The organism is Salinicoccus siamensis (genome assembly GCF_042429615.1).
Taxonomy (GTDB): domain Bacteria; phylum Bacillota; class Bacilli; order Staphylococcales; family Salinicoccaceae; genus Salinicoccus; species Salinicoccus siamensis.
This window is the reverse complement of record NZ_JBHMAH010000031.1, coordinates 60,619-82,761: the sequence shown is the minus strand read 5'-3', so window position 1 is coordinate 82,761 and position 22,143 is coordinate 60,619. Positions and strand designations below refer to the sequence as shown.

The 22,143-nt window shown below is 47.1% G+C and carries 17 protein-coding genes; all 17 read left to right on the top strand.

The genetic code is table 11. The features are described from left to right. Positions 1-21: 21 nt before the first annotated feature. Entirely contained in the window at positions 22-1,146 is a 1,125-nt protein-coding gene (gene dxr / locus ACFFLE_RS09775) for a 1-deoxy-D-xylulose-5-phosphate reductoisomerase (protein WP_380570908.1), read from the top strand. Between the two features lie 4 nt (positions 1,147-1,150). Then, the gene (gene rseP, locus ACFFLE_RS09770) at positions 1,151-2,434 is read left to right on the top strand and encodes an RIP metalloprotease RseP (protein ID WP_380570907.1); all 1,284 of its coding nucleotides are present in this window, start codon (positions 1,151-1,153) and stop codon (positions 2,432-2,434) included. 11 nt (positions 2,435-2,445) lie between these two features. After that, a complete protein-coding gene (locus ACFFLE_RS09765) occupies positions 2,446-4,134 on the top strand; it encodes a proline--tRNA ligase (protein WP_380570906.1) in 1,689 nt (562 codons plus the stop codon). A 53-nt stretch (positions 4,135-4,187) separates the two neighbouring features. Further along, complete coding sequence (locus ACFFLE_RS09760; RefSeq protein WP_380570905.1) at positions 4,188-8,471, top strand: PolC-type DNA polymerase III; 4,284 nt, start codon at positions 4,188-4,190, stop codon at positions 8,469-8,471. A 119-nt stretch (positions 8,472-8,590) separates the two neighbouring features. After that, the gene (gene rimP / locus ACFFLE_RS09755; RefSeq protein WP_344701408.1) at positions 8,591-9,058 is read left to right on the top strand and encodes a ribosome maturation factor RimP; all 468 of its coding nucleotides are present in this window, start codon (positions 8,591-8,593) and stop codon (positions 9,056-9,058) included. Between the two features lie 16 nt (positions 9,059-9,074). Then, complete coding sequence (nusA, locus tag ACFFLE_RS09750) at positions 9,075-10,127, top strand: transcription termination factor NusA (RefSeq protein WP_380570904.1); 1,053 nt, start codon at positions 9,075-9,077, stop codon at positions 10,125-10,127. 16 nt (positions 10,128-10,143) lie between these two features. Beyond that, positions 10,144-10,428 (top strand): RNase P modulator RnpM, encoded by a 285-nt coding sequence (rnpM, locus tag ACFFLE_RS09745; protein WP_380570903.1) that lies wholly within the window; start codon positions 10,144-10,146, stop codon positions 10,426-10,428. Next, positions 10,425-10,733, top strand: coding sequence for a L7Ae/L30e/S12e/Gadd45 family ribosomal protein (locus ACFFLE_RS09740; protein WP_380570902.1), 309 nt, complete (start codon positions 10,425-10,427; stop codon positions 10,731-10,733). Before rnpM ends, ACFFLE_RS09740 begins: the two co-directional genes overlap by 4 nt. A 4-nt stretch (positions 10,734-10,737) precedes the next feature. After that, positions 10,738-12,858, top strand: coding sequence for a translation initiation factor IF-2 (infB, locus tag ACFFLE_RS09735; protein WP_380570901.1), 2,121 nt, complete (start codon positions 10,738-10,740; stop codon positions 12,856-12,858). 6 nt (positions 12,859-12,864) lie between these two features. Beyond that, complete coding sequence (gene rbfA / locus ACFFLE_RS09730) at positions 12,865-13,200, top strand: 30S ribosome-binding factor RbfA (protein WP_344701417.1); 336 nt, start codon at positions 12,865-12,867, stop codon at positions 13,198-13,200. A gap of 49 nt (positions 13,201-13,249) precedes the next feature. Beyond that, positions 13,250-14,152, top strand: coding sequence for a tRNA pseudouridine(55) synthase TruB (truB, locus tag ACFFLE_RS09725; protein WP_344701419.1), 903 nt, complete (start codon positions 13,250-13,252; stop codon positions 14,150-14,152). 11 nt (positions 14,153-14,163) lie between these two features. After that, positions 14,164-15,105 (top strand): bifunctional riboflavin kinase/FAD synthetase, encoded by a 942-nt coding sequence (locus ACFFLE_RS09720; protein ID WP_344701421.1) that lies wholly within the window; start codon positions 14,164-14,166, stop codon positions 15,103-15,105. A gap of 99 nt (positions 15,106-15,204) precedes the next feature. Continuing rightward, positions 15,205-15,474, top strand: a complete 270-nt coding sequence (rpsO, locus tag ACFFLE_RS09715; RefSeq protein ID WP_344701425.1) for a 30S ribosomal protein S15 — start codon at positions 15,205-15,207, stop codon at positions 15,472-15,474. A gap of 105 nt (positions 15,475-15,579) precedes the next feature. Next, a complete protein-coding gene (gene pnp, locus ACFFLE_RS09710; protein WP_344701427.1) occupies positions 15,580-17,691 on the top strand; it encodes a polyribonucleotide nucleotidyltransferase in 2,112 nt (703 codons plus the stop codon). A 5-nt stretch (positions 17,692-17,696) separates the two neighbouring features. Further along, a complete protein-coding gene (locus tag ACFFLE_RS09705; RefSeq protein ID WP_344701429.1) occupies positions 17,697-17,954 on the top strand; it encodes a hypothetical protein in 258 nt (85 codons plus the stop codon). A gap of 18 nt (positions 17,955-17,972) precedes the next feature. Beyond that, positions 17,973-19,655 (top strand): ribonuclease J, encoded by a 1,683-nt coding sequence (locus tag ACFFLE_RS09700; RefSeq protein WP_380570899.1) that lies wholly within the window; start codon positions 17,973-17,975, stop codon positions 19,653-19,655. Positions 19,656-19,711: 56 nt separating this feature from the next. Then, positions 19,712-22,138 (top strand): DNA translocase FtsK, encoded by a 2,427-nt coding sequence (locus tag ACFFLE_RS09695; protein WP_380570898.1) that lies wholly within the window; start codon positions 19,712-19,714, stop codon positions 22,136-22,138. Positions 22,139-22,143: the final 5 nt, after the last annotated feature.

Here is a 22,143-nt window from a genome sequence, read left to right as displayed (position 1 = left end):
TATAGAACTGGGTGAAAATAAATGAAGACTATTTCAATATTAGGCGCTACAGGTTCAATAGGGACTCAAGCTTTGGACGTCATCGCCCAAAACCGTGAGCATTTCAAAATCGGTAGTATTTCCGTAGGCGGTAATATAAAAAAGCTTGAAGAAATACTCGAACAGTTTGAACCGAAGCTTGTGAGCGTCAAGGACGATTCCGACAGACGGGGACTGGCACAGAAATATCCACATATCGAGTTCACTTCAGGGGCTGGGGGCCTCATCGAAGTGGTCTCGGATGATTCCGATATGGTTCTGACCGCAATCATGGGAAGCGTTGGTCTGGAACCGACATTGCATGCGATAGAGCAGGGTAAGGACATCGCTTTGGCAAACAAGGAAACGCTTGTTGCAGCCGGCGAAATCGTCATGTCGAAAGCGAAAGCAAAAGGTGTGGCGATTATTCCTATCGATTCTGAGCACTCAGCAGTTTTCCAGTGTCTGCGTGGTGAAAACCTAAGTGAAGTGAAGAAAATCATCCTCACCGCAAGTGGCGGTTCGTTCCGGAATCTGTCCCGAAGCGAATTGTCGGATGTCTCGCTAGAAGATGCACTCAATCATCCCAACTGGTCGATGGGCAAGAAAATCACCATCGATTCAGCGACGATGATGAATAAAGGGCTTGAAGTGATAGAAGCTAAATGGCTTTTTGATGTCGATATCAATCAGATTTCTACGATTCTCCATAAGGAGAGTACCATACACTCTATGGTGGAATTCGTAGATAACAGCATCATGGCACAAATGGGCACACCCGATATGCGGACAGCCATCCAATTTGCATTCAGTCATCCTCGAAGGATGGCGATGGACAACCCGATGGATTTTTCAGCCCTTAGCCAACTGAATTTCAAACCAATGGACCTGGACCGTTTTCGGATGCTTGCCTATGCATATGAAGCGATGGAAGCAGGCGGCACAATGCCGGCAGTAATGAATGCTGCAAATGAATATGCTGTCGGACGCTTTTTAGACGGTGAAATTTCATTTACCGGAATAGAGGAAATCGTCAAATCCCGCATGGATGACCATGCGGTCGTCGCAAATCCCGACCTGGAAACGATTCTGTACTATGATAAATTGTATAAAGCAGATATGAGGTGATTGTATGACCGGCATTTTAGCTTTTATAGTAGTTTTTGGTGTGCTGGTTACAGTTCACGAACTTGGGCACCTCATTTTCGCCAAACGGGCAGGCATAATGTGTCCGGAGTTCGCCATAGGCATGGGGCCTAAAATATTTTCCCACAAATACAATGACACGCTTTATACAGTGCGCCTACTGCCGGTTGGGGGATATGTCAGAATGGCCTCCGATGAAATGGAAGTCAATCCACTCAACGCCGGTATGCGTGTTCAATTAAAGACTGACGGAGAAGACCGCATCAGTCATATAATACTCGATGATAAGCATAACTTCACACAAGTCGAAGAAGTTGAAGTCATCCAGTCGGACATCACCAAAGAAATGTTCATTAAGGCTATACGTCTACATGACGGAGAAGAAGTCGTCTATACATTTTCTGATGAGGCATATTTTGTACAGAATTCCGAATTGGAGCGCATTGCTCCGAGAGCCGCGAGGTTCGAGTCCAAATCGGTGGGGCATCGCCTGATGACTTTGGCGGCGGGGCCTTTGATGAACTTCGTATTGGCTTTTGCATTGTTCACAGTGTTGTTCTACATCAATGGCAAGCCAGTGGAAGAGGCTGTCGTAGGCTTTGTTGCAGAAGATACACCGGCTGAAGAAGCGGGCTTGAAATCAGGTGATCATCTTGAAACGATCAACGGTCAGGAAGTGGACAGTTGGGAGCACATGTCGACCATTATCCAACAAGAAGGCGAAACCGAACTCGACATAACAGTTGTGAACGATGGTGAATCACGCACTGTTGAAATGACACCGATAGTTGAAAAGACGGAACTTCCAGATGGTGAAACGAGGGAAAGGCTGGTCATCGGGATAGGGGCCGAGATGGAGCGCGGCGTGATATCTCCAATATTGTGGGGCGCCGAGCAGACATACGAAATGGGGACGCTTATATTCACGCTTGTAGTGCAGATGTTCATCAGTATTGCTGACGGGACCTTCTCCTTCGATATGCTGAACGGACCGGTCGGCATATATAAAGTGACTGAAGATGTAGCAGCCCAAGGCCTGATGACACTCATGCGCTTCACTGCGATACTGAGTGTCAACCTGGGTATAATGAACCTGCTGCCGATACCCGCATTGGATGGAGGACGGATATTATTCGTACTATATGAAGGGATATTCAAAAAACCTCTGAACAGGAGAGTTGAACTGAACATTCAGTTGATTGGTGTACTATTCTTGCTGATCGTAATGGTATTAGTAACTTGGAATGACATAAAAACATTTTTCCTTTAGGAGTGAAGTGAATGAGACAATCTAGAATGTTTATACCAACAATGCGCGAAACCCCGCAAGATGCAGATAGCCTGAGCCATCGCCTGATGCTCAAGGCTGGCATGATCAAGCAGATGGCCAGCGGCGTATACACGTATCTGCCTATAACGAAACTGGTATTGAACAACATCGAGCAGATCGTCAGAGAAGAGATGAATGCCATCGAAGGTGTAGAGATACACATGCCTGTACTGCATCCGAAGGAGCTTTGGCAGGAATCAGGCCGATGGGAAGCGTACGGCAGTGAGCTTATGCGGCTCGAAGACCGCCATGGTCGTGAATTTGCCCTTGGGCCTACGCACGAAGAGATTGTAACTGCTCTGTTGCGTGATGAGCTTAAAAGCTATAAAAAACTTCCTCTTACAGTCTTTCAGATCCAGACGAAGTTCAGGGATGAACTGCGTCCAAGGTACGGCCTGTTGCGCGGACGTGAATTCATTATGAAGGACGCCTATTCATTCCACAGTAATGAAGACTCCCTGGACGAGAAATATCAGGACATGTATATGGCCTATTCCAAGATTTTTTCTCGGGTAGGACTTAATTACCGTGCTGTAGAGGCAGACTCAGGTGCGATAGGGGGCAGCCATACCCATGAATTCATGGCGCTCGCAGACATCGGGGAGGACACGATTGTCTATACCGAGGAAAGCAACTATGCGGCCAATATAGAAAAAGCAGGATGCCCGATACCAGAGGCAAAAACAGTGGAAAGCACTAGGGAAATCGAAAAGGTGGCGACGCCTGAAGTCAAGACATGTAGCGCTTTAGCTGATTTCCTTGATATCAAGCTTGAGGAGACCACTAAAACGATGATCATGAAGATCGATGAGCGGTACGTCATGATACTGCTCAGGGGAGATCACGAGTTGAATGATGTCAAAGTCAAGACTCATTTCGCCACAGATGATATACGCTTTGCGACGGACGAAGAAATTAAGGGCTTGATGCAGGCGGATCCCGGCAGTCTGGGTCCTGTGGATGCAGAGATTGAAGTCTACCTTGACCATCAGGTGAAGAACATGCAGGATTATCCGACTGGTGCAAATGAAAGTGGATATCATTTCATCAACGTCAACCATAAGCGCGACTTTGAGATTGGCGGTTATGGTGATTTCCGCTTCATTATTGAAGGGGAAATGGCTCAGGATGGCAGTGGACCGGTGAAGTTCATGAAGGGTATAGAAGTGGGCCAAGTATTCAAATTGGGCACAAAATATTCCGAAGCGATGAACTTGAATGTGTTGGATGAGAATGGACGCAGTACACCCGTGCTCATGGGATGCTACGGCGTCGGGATTTCCAGGACCTTGTCGGCGATTGTTGAGAGCCACCATGATGAGCGCGGCATCATCTGGCCTAAGTCGGTGACGCCGTTCGATGTGCACATTGTCACTCCAAACCCTAAAGATAAAGAGGCTGAAGCAATCGCAGAAGAACTGTATACAACACTTGGTGCTGACTACCGGGTGCTGTACGACGACCGTAAAGAACGTGCCGGAGTCAAGTTTGCAGATTCCGACCTGATCGGTCTGCCGTTTAGGGTAGTAGTGGGACGCGGCGCGAAAGAAGGCATTGTAGAAATCAAACCGAGAAGCAGTGATGCATCCATCAATCTGCCGGTGGGCGAACTGAAACAGTATCTTGAAGATAATTATTAACAGGGGGAGCGCGTAAATCATCGATTTACGCGCTCTTTACAGGAGTGTTGTAAGTGAAGGGAAAAGATCAGTTTAACATTTTGCTGAAGCAGGCGGGGATCAGTGGAAATGATAATTATTTATCTACAGGAACCCTAAAGAAAGTAGTGTCAAATGATGCTGAAAGAGTCTGGGAGTTCCATATCCATTTTGAAGAAATGATACCTGTCGCGCTCAGGAACATGATGGAAAAGAGCATAGAAACAGCTTTTTCCAATATAGCACGGACCCAATTGATCATCACGGCAGATCATTATACAGATAAAGATATAATCGATTACCTTGAATATGCGCTTGATTCCATCGGGATCAATCAGAACATCAAGTTCCAGCTGCTTAATTGTGACAAACAACTCAGCGACGGGACATTGATTTTTTCTGTCCAGAATGACATTGAAGTGGCCCATTTCAATAAAAACATAAATGGTAACCTGAAGAACGCCTATGTTGCCTGCGGCATGCCTATAGAAGGGATTGAATTCCAAAAGGATGCAGAACTTGATTCGAGTCGGCGGACACAGCTTGAAGAACGCCTCAGAGAAGAGAAGACTGAATTGGTGCAGGGCTTCATAGAACAGCAGAAACATTTTGAAACGGATATGAAGAAGAAGCAGGAAGAGACCATAAAGCAGATCGGCAAAGCAATCACCATGAAAGACATCAGGCCGCTTGAAACAGTTGTCGAAGAAGAGTTCAATGTAAAAATTGAAGGCGTCATATTCGATAAGGAGGTACGTGAACTCCGGACAGGCCGTAAAATCCTCCAGTTGAAGCTTACCGATTATACGGACTCCATCGCCGCCAAAATGTTCTCGAGGCACGGCAAGGAAGATGAAGCAGTTTTTGAGGCGTTGGATAAAAATGATTGGGTGCTCATTGAAGGTAATGTCGAATACGACGAATTTTCCAAAGATATGGTGCTTATGATCCGCAGTTTGAATGTCTTCAATAAGCCGGAGAAAAAGGACGGCAGCACTGATAAGAGGGTAGAGCTCCACCTCCACTCTGAAATGAGCCAGATGGATGGGTTGAGGAATATCGGGGAATATGTAGAGCGGGCAAAAGATTATGGTCATACAGCGATTGCCGTTACTGACCACAATAATGTGCAGGCTTTCCCCGACGCCTATTATGCCGCAAAAGCCAACGGATTGAAGATGATTTATGGGATGGAAGGGTTGCTCGTCGACGATGGGGCAGCAATTGCGTATAAACCGCAGGACATAGTACTCGATCAACATGAATATGTCGTATTCGACGTCGAGACGACCGGCCTGTCCTCCAAGTATGACCGCATCATCGAACTTGCAGGGGTAAAAGTCAAAAATGGCGAAATCATAGACCGTTTCGAAAGATTCAGCAACCCCAATGAACCGCTCACTGAGACCATCAAGGAAATCACCGGCATTACTGATGATATGCTGCAGGATGCGCCACCAATTTCAGAAGTGATCACCGATTTCAAGGAATGGGTGGGGGATGCGATATTCGTCGCCCATAACGCAAGCTTCGACATGGGCTTTATAGAGGCTGCATACAGTAAAGAGGGGCTTGCTCCATATACTAATGGCGTCATCGATACGCTTGAACTATCCCGTTCCATAAACAAGGACTTCAAGAAGCACGGTCTGAATATACTCGCCAAACGGTATAATGTCGAACTGACACAACACCACCGTGCAATATATGACGCCGAAGCGACCGCCTATATATTCATCAAGATGTTATCGCAGCTTAAAAAGGCAGGTATAGAGAATCATAACCACATCAATGAAAAGTTAGCGGATCAGGATTCCTATAAACGCGCGATGCCGACCCACGTAACGATCCTTGTAAAAAACCAGGAAGGTCTCAAAAATTTATTCAAGATAGTATCGCAGTCTTTGACAGATAACTTCTACAAAACGCCACGCATCAGGAAACAGTTATTGGACAAATATCGGAGTGGTCTGCTCATCGGTAGTGCATGTGATTCAGGTGAAGTGTTCACTGCCATGATGCAGAAGTCATACGAGGCGGCAAAGAAGGTAGCGCGTTTCTATGATTATCTCGAGATATTTCCTAAAGCACTCTACAGCAGGCTGTTGGAGCGTGAAATCGTCCGCAGTGAGGCGACTTTGGAAGAAATCATCGAAAACATCATCAGATTGGGTAACGAGCTTGATAAACCTGTAGTAGCCACCGGCAATACCCATTACCTGGATGAGTCGGATAAGTTGTGCCGCGATATCCTAGTGAAGAGCAACCCTGGAAATCCGTTATCGAGAGGTAACTTGCCTGATGCGCATTTCAGGACTACAGACGAAATGCTGGATGCATTCTCATTCCTTGAAGAGGCGGTGAAGCGGGAGGTTGTCATTGACGCACCAAACCGGATTGCCGATAGTATAGAAGAAGTGGTGCCCATCAAAGATAAGCTCTACACCCCGAACATAGAAGGGGCCAACGATCAAATCCGGGAACTCAGCTACAGCAATGCCCGCGCCCTATACGGTGAGGAATTGCCGGAGATCGTTACAGATCGCCTTGAGAAAGAACTGGACAGCATCATCGGAAACGGTTTTGCCGTCATCTACCTCATCAGCCAGAAACTCGTCAAGAAGTCACTTGAAGACGGTTATCTGGTCGGTTCACGCGGTTCAGTCGGTTCCAGTTTTGTCGCCACGATGACGGAAATCACTGAAGTGAACCCACTGCCACCGCACTATGTCTGCCCTAACTGCCGGACGAGTGAATTTTTTGTGGATGGCAGTGTAAGTTCTGGCTATGACCTGCCTGATAAATCTTGTGACACCTGCAATTCTCCCTTGATAAAAGAGGGGCAGGATATTCCATTTGAAACTTTCCTTGGATTCAAGGGGGATAAGGTTCCGGATATCGACTTGAACTTCAGTGGGGATTACCAGCCTGTGGCCCACAACTATACTAAGGAACTATTTGGCGAAGACAAAGTGTTCAGGGCAGGCACCATCGGTACAGTTGCGGAGAAGACGGCGTTCGGTTATGTCAAAGGCTATATGAACGATAATGGCCTCCATCGGAGGGGGGCTGAAATCGATCGGCTCGTATTGGGATGCAGCGGTGTGAAGCGGACGACCGGACAGCATCCAGGTGGCATCATCGTCGTTCCGGATTACATGGATATATATGATTTTACGCCAATACAGTACCCGGCTGACGATGTGGAATCGGAATGGAAGACCACGCACTTCGACTTCCATTCGATCCACGACAACCTCCTAAAGCTGGATATTCTGGGCCATGATGATCCGACCATGATACGCATGCTTCAGGACCTATCCGGCATCGATCCGAAGACGGTGCCCGTCGACGATGAAGAAACGATGTCACTATTCAATTCACCGGATGCGCTCGGTGTTTCTGAAGAAGATATCCTGTGTCGTACAGGGACGCTTGGTGTGCCTGAATTCGGTACTGGTTTCGTACGCCAGATGCTTGAGGATACAAGACCTTCAACATTCAGTGAACTCGTCCAGATATCCGGGCTATCCCACGGTACAGACGTGTGGCTCGGCAATGCGCAAGAGCTGATCAGAAACGGTACATGTGACTTGAAAAACGTCATCGGGTGCCGTGATGACATCATGGTCTATCTGATGTATCAGGGACTTGAGCCTTCTCTCGCCTTCAATATCATGGAGAAGGTGCGTAAAGGTAAAGGCCTGACCGAGGAGCATGAAACAGCGATGAAGGAACAGGGCGTGCCCGAGTGGTACATCAGCTCCTGCAAGAAGATCAAATACATGTTCCCGAAAGCACACGCCTCCGCCTATGTTCTGATGGCGGTCAGGATCGCCTACTTTAAAGTGCACCACCCCCTTTATTATTACGCGAGCTACTTTACAGTCCGTGCTTCGGACTTCGATTTGCTGACGATGGTCAAGGATGGTACGACAATCAGGCATAACGTCAAGGAAATGAATCAGAGGTTCCAGGAGCTCAGCAAAAAGGAAAAAGATACACTGGTGGTTCTTGAAATCACCAATGAGATGGTGCAGCGTGGCTACAAGATAAAACCGGTAAGCGTCGAGAAGTCGGATAGCTTTGAGTTCAAGATCGAAGACAACGCACTGATTCCGCCATTCATAGCTGTGCCGGGACTTGGTGCCGGAGTGGCAAAACGCATTGTGGAAGCGCGCGAGGACGAACCGTTCATCTCGAAAGAAGATTTGAATAAACGGGCTGGCGTGTCCCAGAAAGTAGTCGATTACCTGACTGAATTGGGCAGTCTCGACCATCTGCCGGACAAGGCACAGTTGTCGATTTTTGATATGTAGACTCAAGTTGCAGGCTAAAATGCACTGTGGTATAATAGCTATGATATTAAATACCACGTTACGCGGAGAAGAACGGGCTAGCCCGTTCTTCTCTTAGTTTTGAAGGAGGGGAATGGGCAGTGAATCGCACTGAAAAGAATGTATTGGAGCATGCTCGACCAGTGGTTGTGGAGATGGGGTACAAACTCATTGAAGTGGAGTATGTCAAAGAAGGGAAGGACTACTTTCTGAGACTCTACCTTGATAAGAAAGGCGGCATCACCCTTGAGGATTGCGCCCAGGTGAGTGAAGTATTGAGTGAAAAACTTGATGAATGGGAAATTATCCAAGGGGGGTATTTCCTTGATGTCTCGTCACCAGGTGCAGAGCGCCCGATCGAGGATGACGAAGATCTAGAAATGACGCTGGAGCAGGGTATCTATGTAAAGACCTACCAGCAGATCGACGGAGAGAAGGAATGGACTGGAATATTGAAGGCCTATGATCCGACTTCCGTGACGATAGAATATAAAGTTAAAACACGTAAGAAAACAGTGACAATAGACCGAAGCAAGATCGCAACAATTCGAAAAGCGGTAATATTATGATTGGAGGCGCTTATTAGTGAACCAGGAGTTATTGAATGCGATAGACTACCTCGAGAAGGAAAAAAGCATTCCAAGGGAAGTGCTGGTAGAAACCATCGAGGCAGCGCTTTTGACAGCGTATAAAAAGAATTACTCCCAGCATAGGAATGTTAAAGTCGACCTGAATATGGATAACGGTACATATATAGTGGTATCCAGAAAAGATGTTGTGGAGGAGGTTGAAGACCCGACCGGGGAAATTGACCTTGAAACAGCCCGCACCGTTAATCCGGCATATGAGGTCGGCGATCCTTATGATGAGGACGTCACGCCGAAGGATTTCAATAGGGTGGGCGCCCAAGCCGCCAAGCAGGCGGTCATGCAGCGCCTGCGGGATGCTGAACGCGGCATCCTCTATAATGAATTCATCGATAAGGAAGATGAAGTGTTAACGGGTCTGATCGACCGTGTGGACCATCGTTTCGTCCACATACAGTTGGGCAGGACTGATGCAGTTTTGAGTGAATCCGAAAGGATGCCGAATGAGTCCTATCGTCCGAACGACAGGATTAAAGTCTACGTGAATAAAGTCGAACAGACTACCAAGGGACCACAGATCTTCGTTTCACGGACCCATCCGAACCTCCTGAAACGGCTGTTTGAGAAAGAAGTGCCAGAAATTTACGACGGCACAGTCGAAATCACCAGTGTAGCCAGGGAAGCCGGGGAACGTTCCAAAATAAGCGTTTACGCGAAGAACCCGGATGTCGATGCTGTAGGTTCGTGTGTAGGCGCCCGGGGAGCACGTGTCGAAGCAATCGTCAATGAACTTTCAGGCGAAAAGATCGACATCGTCCTATGGGATGAAGACCCGAAAGTATTTGTCAAAAATGCGCTCAGCCCTTCGCAGGTGATCGATGTAGTGGTCGACGAAGAGAATCAATCGACGATGGTCATCGTACCGGATAATCAACTTTCCCTGGCGATAGGCAAGCGTGGACAGAACGCACGTCTTGCAGCTAAACTTACAGGATGGAAAATTGATATCAAAAGTGAATCAGATGCCAGTGAAGAGGGCATCCTAGAATAGATGACGGGTGATTGTTATGAAAAGGAAAATACCTCTTAGAAAATGTATCCTGACCAATGAAATGCATCCAAAAAAAGAGTTATTACGGATTGTTTCGACCAAAGAAGGCGAAGTATTCGTCGATCCGAGCGGCAAGAAGAATGGCCGTGGCAGCTATGTAGTGAAAAACCTTGAAGCTGTCGAAAAAGCCAGGGAAAAAGAAGTGCTGGAAAACAGGCTCGGCTTTGACAAGGAAACGCTTGCCCCAATCTATGATGAAATCATCCGGCTCATCTACAGGGAGGACATCCCTAAACGATGACGGACAAGCTATTGAATATGCTGGGTTTGGCAAAGCGTGCCGGGAAACTGACGGCGGGCGAGGAAAAGACGCTGGAAAACATCCGTTCCAAAAAAGCTGCAGTGGTCTTCCTCGCTGCTGATGCTGGCGCAAACACAAGGAAAAAGATCCACGATAAGTGCAGGACATATGATATACCGCTGATCGATCATTACACCAATGAGTCCTTGAGCAACGCAACAGGTGCAGCCAACAGAGTTGTACTTTCAGTGACAGATCCAGGCTTCGGCAGAAAGATGTTGGAGCTTAAAGAGAAAGGAAAGTGATTCAATGAGTAAAATCAGAATTTACGAATACGCGAAGGCGCATGGAGTCGCAAGTAAAGTAATAATCGAATTCCTCCAGGCAAGAGGAATTGAAGTGAATAGCCATATGAAATCTCTTGAAGATAATGAAGTAGAAGTGCTCGATAAAGAATTCGGCAAAGCAAAAGGTGCGGAAACGAAAAAAGCAGAAGAGCCTAAAAAGGATGCAAAAGCATCTACACAGAAAAAAGAGCAGGGCAATAGAAATAAGCCGCGTGAAAATAAACCGAACCAAAGGCAACAGAGGAATAGGGCGCCCGGCATACATGGCGGTAAAAGGCGGAAACAGAATAAGCCGAACGCCAAGCAGCCTGAGCCCCAACCAAAAAAAGAACTGCCTAAAGAGTTCAAGTACCAGGAAGGCATCACGGTTGGCGAACTTGCCGAGAAAATTGGCGTAGACGCATCTAAAATCGTTAAAGACCTCTTCATGGTCGGTGTCGTAACAAACATCAATCAGGCCCTGGATAATGAATCCGTTGAGCTGATAGCAAGTGAACATGGATTCACTGCGGAGTTGGAAGTGGTCGTAGACAATACGGACCTTGAAAACTATTTCGATCTTGAAGGCGAAGAATTGACTGAGGAACGCCCAAGCGTTGTTACGATAATGGGCCACGTCGACCATGGCAAAACGACATTGCTCGACTCCATCCGCCACACTAAAGTGACAGCCGGAGAAGCCGGGGGCATCACCCAGCATATCGGTGCCTATCAGATTGAATCAGGCGGCAAGAAAATTACGTTCCTCGATACGCCTGGTCACGCAGCGTTCACAACCATGCGTGCACGCGGTGCTCAAGTCACGGACATCACAATCCTTGTCGTAGCAGCTGATGATGGTGTCATGCCCCAGACTATTGAAGCCATCAACCATGCTAAAGCAGCTGAAGTGCCAATCATCGTGGCAGTCAATAAAGTCGATAAGCCAACGGCCAACCCGGACCGTGTCATGACGGAACTTGGTGAATATGGCCTTTATCCTGAAGATTGGGGCGGTGACACGATTTTCGTTCCTCTATCCGCCCTAAGCGGTGACGGCATCGAAGACCTTCTTGAAATGATTACCCTAGTCGGAGAAGTATCCGAACTTAAGACAACAAGTGACCGTCCAGCCATCGGCACTGTAATTGAAGCTGAACTGGATAAGTCAAGAGGCCCTGCGGCTTCCCTGTTGGTCCAGCACGGGACACTCAAAGTCGGTGATTCACTTGTCGTCGGCAGCACTTTCGGTAAAGTCAGAGCCATGGTTGATGACCTTGGCCGGCGCATCCAGGAAGCGGGCCCTTCGACACCTGTTGAAATCACTGGACTCAACGACGTACCGGAGGCTGGCGACCGCTTTGTAGTCTTCAAAGACGACAAGACTGCGCGCAGCATCGGAGAGGCGCGCAGTGAAGAGAAGGTCATGAATGATCGCGAACAGACTTCAAAAGTAAGCCTTGAAAATCTGTTCGAACAGATGAAAGAAGGGGAGATGAAAGATCTCAACCTCATCATCAAAGGAGATGTGCAAGGTTCCGTGGAAGCACTGAGCGCTTCATTGATGAAAATTGATGTCGAAGGCGTCAATGTCCGCATCATCCATACAGGGGTTGGGGCAATCAATGAATCTGACGTCACCTTGGCTTCAGCTTCAAACGCCATCATCATCGGTTTCAATGTGCGCCCTGATGTCAATGCCAAGAAAGCGGCAGATCAGGAAAAAGTGGATCTCAGATTGCACCGCGTCATCTACAGTGTCATTGAAGAAATCGAAACTGCGATGAAAGGCCTGCTTGACCCGATCTTTGAAGAAAAAGTCATCGGCAATGTCGAAGTCCGTCAAACATTCAAAGTATCCAAAGTGGGTACGATTGCAGGGTCATACGTCACTGACGGTAAAATCACCCGCGATTCAGGTGTAAGAGTCATCAGAGAGGGTATAGTGGTCCATGAAGGCGAATTGGATACCCTCAAGCGTTATAAAGATGATGCCAAGGAAGTGACTGCAGGTTACGAATGCGGCATTACGATCAAGAATTTCAACGACCTTAAAGAGGGAGACCAGATCGAACCTTATATCATGGTTGAAATTGAAAGGTGATAACTTATGTCTAACAGACAAGAGCGAGTGGCTGAAGAAGTCAAGAAAGTCGTGAGCGAAGCGCTCCGGACGAAGGTTGCTGACCCGGATATAGGGATGGTGACGGTGACAGATGTTGAACTGACCAAAGAGATGGAAGTTGCGACTGTATACTTCACCTCACTCAACGATGACCGGGAAGCAGTACAGGCTGCACTCGGCCGGGCCAAAGGCCTGATCCGTTCGGAAGTGGCTAAGGAAATACCCATACGGAAGGCTCCTGAACTGGAGTTCAAGTATGATACTTCCATCGAGTATGGCAGCAAGATAGATGCACTGCTTAATGAAATAAAAGACAAATAAAACCTGGGGCCCCCCAGGTTTTTATTTATATACGGAGGTCTATACAACAATGCATGGTGTAATCCCGGTAAATAAGGACAAAGGACTGACCAGCCATGATGTGGTGATGCGTATGCGCAGAATCCTCGGCATGAAGAAAGTAGGACATACAGGGACGCTCGACCCTGAAGTGACTGGAGTGTTGCCCATCGTCGTCGGTGAGGGCACAAAACTGACTGAATACTTGCAGACAAAGAAAAAAAGCTACCGTGCGCGTGTGACTTTGGGCTATTCGACAGATACTGAAGATCAGACGGGACAGGTGGAGAACCGCAACGTGACTGACGGCATTACTGATGCAATGATCGATGAAGCGATAGTGACTTTCCAAGGAGATTATACGCAACGGGTGCCCAGGTATGCATCTGTCAAAATAAACGGAAAGAAACTGTATGAGTATGCACGTCAAGGCATAGAAGTGGAAAGGCCGTTAAGGACCGTCAGCATCTTTCAGATTTCACGTATAGGAACTATCGAGAGGGATAGTGGTCTCATCCACTTCGATATTGATGTAACGTGTTCGAAGGGGACCTATATACGTACATTGGCAGTAGACATTGGGAGAAGTCTCGAAACAGCGGCCCATATGTCTGCTCTGATCAGAACGGAATCATGCGGTATCACTTTGAATCAATCTGCAACCCTAGAGGAATTGAAGTCAGGGGATGCCGCAGCACATCTCATTCCAATCCGGAAGTTGATAGAAGAATTGCCGACTGTAGATATAGAAGATGAAAATTTCCTGAAAAAAATCCTGAATGGGCAAAAGGTGTATAAATCTGCTATTATGGAAATGGTAGAAGACAGGACTGACAAGGTTGTCTTCAGAAATGAAGGCAAAGTTATCGGCATCTACCATGACCATCCTGAAAAACAGGAAATGATGAAACCCTACAAAATGTTCAATTTATAAGAGGCGATGTAATGGAAACTATAAGATTGCACCATCCACAGGAAAAAGAAAATATGAATTTGCCGGCATCTGCTGCAGCTATCGGCTTTTTTGATGGGCTTCATAGAGGCCATCAGGATGTACTCGGCACGATGATCGCCAAAGCAGAAGAAAATGGTCTTAAGAAGGCCGTCATAACGTTCGACCCCCACCCATCGGTAGTATTGAATCCGAAAAAAAGACGGACGACCTATCTGACCCCGCTTGATGTCAAATTGGAGATGCTTGAGGATATGGGCGTGGATTATTGCTTTGTCATCAATTTTTCGAGCGCACTTGCGGGATTGTCCCCAGACACTTTCGTATTCCAGTACATAATCGACATGAATATCAAGGAAGTCATTGCAGGTTTCGATTTCACTTATGGTAGGTATGGTGCAGGAAACATCAGCACCCTATCTGAGTACGGGGCGTTCCATACGACAGGTGTTGAAAAACTGGCTGTCGATGGCGAAAAGATATCGACCACAAAGATCAGAAAAGATCTGCTTACGCATGAACTTGAAAGTGCCAATCATGCTTTAGGCCGTCCCTATGAGGTCAGAGGTGTAATCGTGCAAGGAGAGAAGAGGGGACGGACCATCGGCTTCCCGACTGCGAACATTGAGCCGGAGTACCGCTATCACCTACCTGCTAAAGGTGTGTACGCCGTGACGTTCAGGCTCGATAATGAGGAAACTGTATACAAGGGCGTCTGCAATGTAGGTGTCAAACCGACTTTCCACGATAACCTCGAGCGGGTGAGTGTAGAGGTGCACCTTTTTGATTTCGACCGCAGCGTCTACGGGGAAAATGCCACTGTACACTGGCATCATTTCATAAGAGAGGAAAGGAAATTCTCCGGAATCGATGAGCTCACTGATCATATATCAAGAGATAAACAAAAAGCGATTAAGCTGCTTGAAAACCTATAGCATTTAACGTATAATGAGCCAAGTGCCCTAATCTTGGCAGAGAGCAACTCCGGCATCTGCTCGGATAGCGGTGAACAATAAAAAAAGGAGGCGTTTTTAATGGCTATATCACAAGAACGCAAAAATGAACTGATACAAGAATACCGTACACACGAATCCGACACAGGATCTCCAGAAGTACAGATTGCAGTATTGACTGCTGAAATCACAACACTGAACGAACACCTGCGCATCCACAAGAAGGACCACCACTCAAGAAGAGGTCTTCTTAAAATGGTCGGCCGCAGGAAACATTTGCTGAACTACCTGCGTAAAAAAGACATACAGAGATACCGTGAACTCATCAAAAGACTCGGTCTCCGTCGCTAATAACAGCTTGAGCATATCCTTTGGATATGCTTTTTTTTATGTATATTCTCCATTAAAAGTGATATGATTGGATTAAGTAGCCTTACTAAGGAGAGAAGACAAATTATGACAGAAACAACGAAGAAAGTGTATGAAACAGAGTGGGGGGGACGCAAGCTGACAGTCGAATACGGCGAGCTTGCCAAACAAGCCAATGGTGCAGTGCTCATACGGTACGGCGAGACGGTCGTGCTTACCACCGCCACTGCTTCCAAGGAACCGAAAGATCTTCCTTTTTTCCCGCTGACAGTCGCATATGAGGAAAAGCTGTATGCTGCGGGTAAAATTCCTGGCGGATTCAACAAGCGTGAAGGTCGTCCAAGTGAGGAAGCGACACTCACAAGCCGCCTGATCGACCGTCCGATCAGACCGCTCTTCCCAGAAGGGTATAGGCATGACCTGCAAGTCATGTCCATAGTCCTCTCGGTAGACCCGGATGCTTCTCCTCAAATGGCGGCGATGCTTGGGTCATCCCTTGCACTTGGAGTCAGTGATATCCCCTTCAAGGGTCCTATAGCCGGAGTGACGATCGGCCGGATCGACGGGGAATTTATCATCAATCCATCGGTGGAGGAGCTTGATCGTTCTGACATCGACCTTCAAGTTGCCGGCACTAAGCATGCTGTCAACATGGTCGAAGCAGGCGCACGTGAAGTGTCTGAAGAGACGATGCTGAAAGCAATTATGTTCGGCCATGAAAGCATCAAGAAATTGGTCGCTTTCCAAGAAGAGATATTAGCGGAACTGGACATAGAGAAAACACCCTTTGAAGTACCGGAGCCGGACTTTGACCTGCAAAGCGACATGGAGGAGAAAGCGAAAACGATGGGTCTCTATGAAGCAATTCAGGATCCAGACAAAAAAGAGCGTGATGCGGCGATAAAAGCTGCCAAAGAGCGCATCCTAGAAACGCTGGATGAATCTGCCGAAGATTATGAAATCATTTACAAAGAAGCGGCTTCTATAGTAGAAACGCTCCTGAAGGATGAAGTGAGACGTCTCATCACAGAAGAGAAAATACGACCTGACGGCCGGCAACCATCTGAAATCCGTTCACTGGATTCACAGGCTGGCTTGCTGCCTCGTGCACACGGCTCAGGCTTATTCACCCGCGGCCAGACTCAAGCTTTATCCATATGTACGCTTGGCGCCCTTCGAGAACATCAGATTATAGATGGGCTCGGGGTCGACGAAAACAAACGTTTTATGCACCATTATAACTTCCCGAACTTCTCAGTAGGCGAAACTGGACCGATCAGAGGACCAGGTCGCCGCGAAATCGGTCATGGTGCACTTGGTGAACGTGCCCTTTATCAAGTGATACCGGATGAATCCGATTTTCCATACACAATCAGACTAGTGTCTGAAGTGCTGGAGTCCAACGGTTCAAGCTCACAGGCGTCAATCTGTGGCTCGACGCTTGCTCTGATGGATGCGGGTGTGCCTATAAAGGCGCCTGTGGCCGGCATTGCGATGGGGCTCGTCAAAAAGGACGATAACTACACAATCCTATCGGATATCCAGGGCATGGAAGATGCCCTTGGGGATATGGACTTCAAGGTTGCAGGTACAGAAAATGGCATTACAGCCATCCAAATGGACATTAAAATTGATGGACTGGATGAAGATATCCTGAGTGAGGCATTGGAGCAGGCAAGAGCAGGCCGTGCCGAAATTCTGGACAACATGCTTGCAACGTTAAGCGAACCACGTCAGGAGTTGAGCAAGTATGCTCCAAAAGTTGAAGTCATGCATATCAAGCCGGATAAGATCCGTGATGTGATCGGGCCAGGTGGTAAAAAAATCAATGAAATAATTGATGAAACCGGCGTCAAACTCGATATTGAGCAGGACGGAACGGTGCTGATCGGACATAGCGACCCTGAGATGATAGAGCGGACTAAAGAAATCATCAGAGAACTGACACGCGTTGCAGAAGTCGGTGAAGTCTACATGGGCGAAGTGAAACGCATTGAAAAGTTTGGGGCTTTTGTCGAACTGTTCAAAGGCAAAGATGCGCTTGTCCATATTTCACAGCTTGATACCAAACGCGTCGGCAAAGTGGAGGATGTCGTTAAGATGGGCGACAAATTCCTTGTGAAAGTAACGGAAATCGATAAACAGGGCCGCGTCAACGCGTCCCGCAAGGCACTGCTCGAAGATAACAAAGGAGAGTAACCGAATTGATTTTTAATAAAGTAGATATAAATGATTTGGAACATGAAGCCACCGGTCAACTGAGGATTAAAGATGACGATGGGGTGAAGATCATATTTACAGATCTGGCACTTGGCAACAAGCTTAGGGAGTTCCATACCAAAGATAAGCCGATCGACCATCTCATTCTGAAAAACAGCGATGAAACGCGCTATGACACAAAGAACGTAAAAGTATCCCATATCACAATCGATGGGAAGTTCTACCATGCCACATTCAAGTAGGCTATAGGAGGAAATATTTTGAACGGAGCTAAACAAGAAGCGAATACGGAAGCTAAAGTGAAAATCATACCACTCGGCGGTGTCGGTGAGATCGCCAAAAACATGTACGTCGTTGAAGTTGATGACGAGATGTTCATACTCGATGCAGGGTTGATGTTTCCGGAAGATGAAATGCTCGGTGTAGACATTGTCATACCGGACATCACCTATGTACAAGAGAACAAACATAAGCTGAAAGGAATCTTCCTATCCCATGGGCATGAAGATTCCATCGGCGCAATACCGTATATTGTCGGGTCTTTAAACGCCCCAATTTATGGTTCCAAGTTAACCTTGGCGCTTGTAAAAGATCGCCTGAGGGCTAAAGGCGTCAATAAGAAAATCAAGTTCCACACGATAAACAGCCAATCACGCATGAAATTCAAAAATGCTGAAATGGTGTTTTTCGAAACAAGCCACAGCATCCCGGATTCATATGGCGTCAGTATAGAGACTAAGTACGGTTCAATCGTCTATACTGGAGAATTCAAATTCGATCAGAGTTTGACGGGGGATTACAGCTACAATATGGGTAAGATGTACGATATTGCGAAAAAAGATGTGCTTGCTCTGATCAGTGATTCCACGGAAGCGGAAAAACGCGGCTATAACACACCGGAAAATGTGATTGAAGAACACATACTGGATGGATTTGCACGGGCCAGGGGCAGAATCATCGTCTCCTGCTATGCTTCAAACTTTGTCCGCATACAGCAAGTGCTGACGAATGCCGCAAAGAATCGACGCAAAGTCTCTTTCCTTGGCCGCACGTTGGAAAATTCCTTCAAAGTGGCCCGGAATCTTGGTTACTTCGATATCCCTGAAGGTCTTCTCGTGCCAAGCCATGAGATAGAAGACTATCCGGATAACGAAGTGGTCATCATTGCAACAGGTTCTCAAGGTGAACCGATTGAGGCATTGGGTATGATGTCCCGTGGCCAGCATGAAGTGACCAACATAAAAGAAGGGGATATCGTCTATATACTGACGACACCATCTTCCAATATGGAGGTGGTGCTGTACAGTACGATGAACGAACTGGTGAAGGCTGGTGCTGAAATAGCCACCCCTGAACAGAACATCCACGCTTCTGGCCATGGCCTGAGCGAAGAGCTGAAGATGATGCTTAATGTCATGAAACCGAAGCATTTCATACCGGTTCAAGGTGAGTTCAAAATGCAGATTGCCCATGCAAAACTCGCCGCTGAAACTGGTGTCGCACCAGAGAATATATTCCTTCTCGAAAAAGGTGATGTTGTCAGCTACGATGGAAAACAGATGATCAGTGCGAATAAGGTGACTGCCGGTAATGTGTTGATTGACGGCAGTGGCGTCGGCGATGTGGGTAATATTGTACTTCGTGATCGACGACTTTTAAGTGAAGATGGCATCTTTATAGCCGTAGTGACGATAGATCCCAAAAAACGTCAGATCATGGCCGGTCCGGAGATCCAATCCAGAGGCTTCGTCTACGTGAAGGAGAGTGAAGACCTTCTTAAGGAAGCGGAAGAACGCGTCCATAAGATTGTCTTGGATGCCCTTGATGAGAAGAAGATTGAGTGGAGTACATTAAAGCAGAGCATACGAGATGATCTCGGTAAGCATCTGTATGATAGTACAAAACGCCGTCCGATGATCATCCCGATAATATCTGAAATATAAACCATCAATGAGACTGCCAGTTTTGGCAGTCTCATTATAAATAGGGGGAAATGTCCATGGCCAGAAAGCCAAACAGAACCAAAAAGGCGGGTAGGGCCGTAAGAAAGAAAAAAGACAATAGAAGCTATTACTCCATTTCGGCATTTATCCTCATCGTACTTCTGTTCATCACACTGTTCCAACTCGGGGCTGTAGGCACATATCTGGATGCTTTATTTGCTTATCTTTTCGGAACGAGCCGGTATTTTACATACCTGATGCTGTTTCTCATGAGCATCTACTTGGCGGCAGAACAGAAATTGCCGCTTACACGCCGTATGGGAGGATACTTGCTGCTCCAGTTCGGTCTGTTATTTTTATTCCATTCGGCACTGTATATTACAGACAGGGCGAGCATTGAGAACTTCTATACTTTCAATGATACTCTGGAAACCATTCAGGCTGAGGGCATCATGCATTTCTTCGGAGGTGGGATTATAGGGCAGATATTGTTTGCCTTCTCTTCGACGGGTGTCTCCCTGGTGGGCACTTTGTTGCTCGGCCTAATCTTTTTGTATTTCAGCTACTTGATGATCACTTCAAAAGATATCGAGCAATCCCTATCCAATGATCTGGTCAAAACATCGAAAATGTTGAAAGTCACTGCCAAAAGAACTGCAGTGGGTATCGCACGCCTATTTTCGTTCACTGTAGACCTGATTCAGAAAGGGTACAGCAAGCTGACCGACAAACGTGTCGAGAGCACTGCTCGACAGATCAATAAAAATGAGGGGGTAAAAGGTAAGGAAAAACCGCAGACAGAAACAAAACAAAGACCAAGACAGCTGGAAGACTTCAGCGCCGATGAATCAATCATTGAGACCATGCATGAATACGAACATCAAGAAACCCAATCAGATGCTACAGATTCCGACAACAGCCACAATCAGCCAAAACCTTATGATGAAACAAAAGAGAAAGCTGGAACCTCACAGGAGGATTGGAGCAGCAAAGAACAGGATGTTTCAGAAGAAAGTGATGCTGGAGCGGAGGGTGATGGTGATTCTGATATTTCAACCTTCGACGACGATGAATTGGATCAATTGAAGCAGTATGAACTCCCTTCAATAACGATGTTGAAGGATGCGGAAGTATCCGAGACCGTAAGCAACAAAGAAGTCCTGAAACAAGGCAGGGTTTTGGAAGATACGCTGAAAAACTTCGGAGTCAATGCTAAAGTTTCAAAAATCCGTATCGGCCCAGCTGTGACCCAATTTGAAATACAGCCGGACATCGGCGTGAAAGTCAGCAAGATCATCAATCTGCAGAATGATATCGCACTCAGCCTTGCTGCTAAGGATATAAGGATTGAAGCCCCGATACCGGGTAAATCGGCAGTCGGTATAGAAGTGCCTAATTCTGTAGTCAGTATGGTGACGCTGCGTGAAGTGCTCAAACGTAAGACTTCTGATAATCCGTTGGAAGTGGCACTCGGGAAAGACATCTCAGGGAGTCCGGTCATGGCTGAACTCAATAAGATGCCCCACTTGCTGGTCGCAGGTGCGACGGGCAGTGGTAAATCAGTCTGCATAAACGGCATCATCCTGAGCATCCTGATGAACGCCAAACCGCATGAAGTGAAATTGATGATGATCGATCCGAAGATGGTGGAGTTGAATGTCTATAACGGCATACCGCATCTATTGAGTCCGGTCGTAACGAATCCTCAAAAGGCGAGTGACGCCCTGAATCGGATCGTCAGCGAAATGGAACGGAGATATGATTTATTCTCCCATTCCAACACACGCAATATCGAGGCATATAACCAATATCTGGAGCGTGAAAGCGACACGCCGGAGAAGGTCCAGAAACTGCCTTATATCGTGGTCATCATTGATGAGCTGGCAGACCTCATGATGGTTGCCTCCAAAGAGGTTGAAGCCGCCATCACACGCATCGCCCAAATGGCACGTGCAGCCGGCATCCACCTCATCATCGCAACCCAAAGGCCTTCAGTCGACGTCATTACCGGTATCATCAAAGCGAACATACCTTCAAGGATTGCCTTTAGTGTAAGTTCACAGACCGATTCAAGAACCATCCTCGATTCACAAGGTGCTGAGAAACTATTGGGCCGCGGCGATATGCTGTATCTGCCTTCAGGGAAATCAAAACCGACGCGTGTCCAGGGTGCTTTCCTCTCAGATGGGGAAGTAGGGGACATCGTACACTTCATAACAAGCCAGATGAAGGCCAATTATGAGAAATCGATCATGAACCAACCAGTACAGAAGGAACAAAAGGAATCTGAAGATGAACTCTATCCAGATGCCAAATGGTTTGTAATCGAGCAGCAGCGTGCCAGCGCATCACTGCTCCAGCGACAGTTCAGAGTTGGTTACAACAGGGCTGCAAGGCTGATTGATGACCTTGAGGGAAATGGTGTCATCGGTCCGAGCAGTGGCAGCAAACCGCGCAATGTACTTATACAGAATGAAGAATAGGGAGT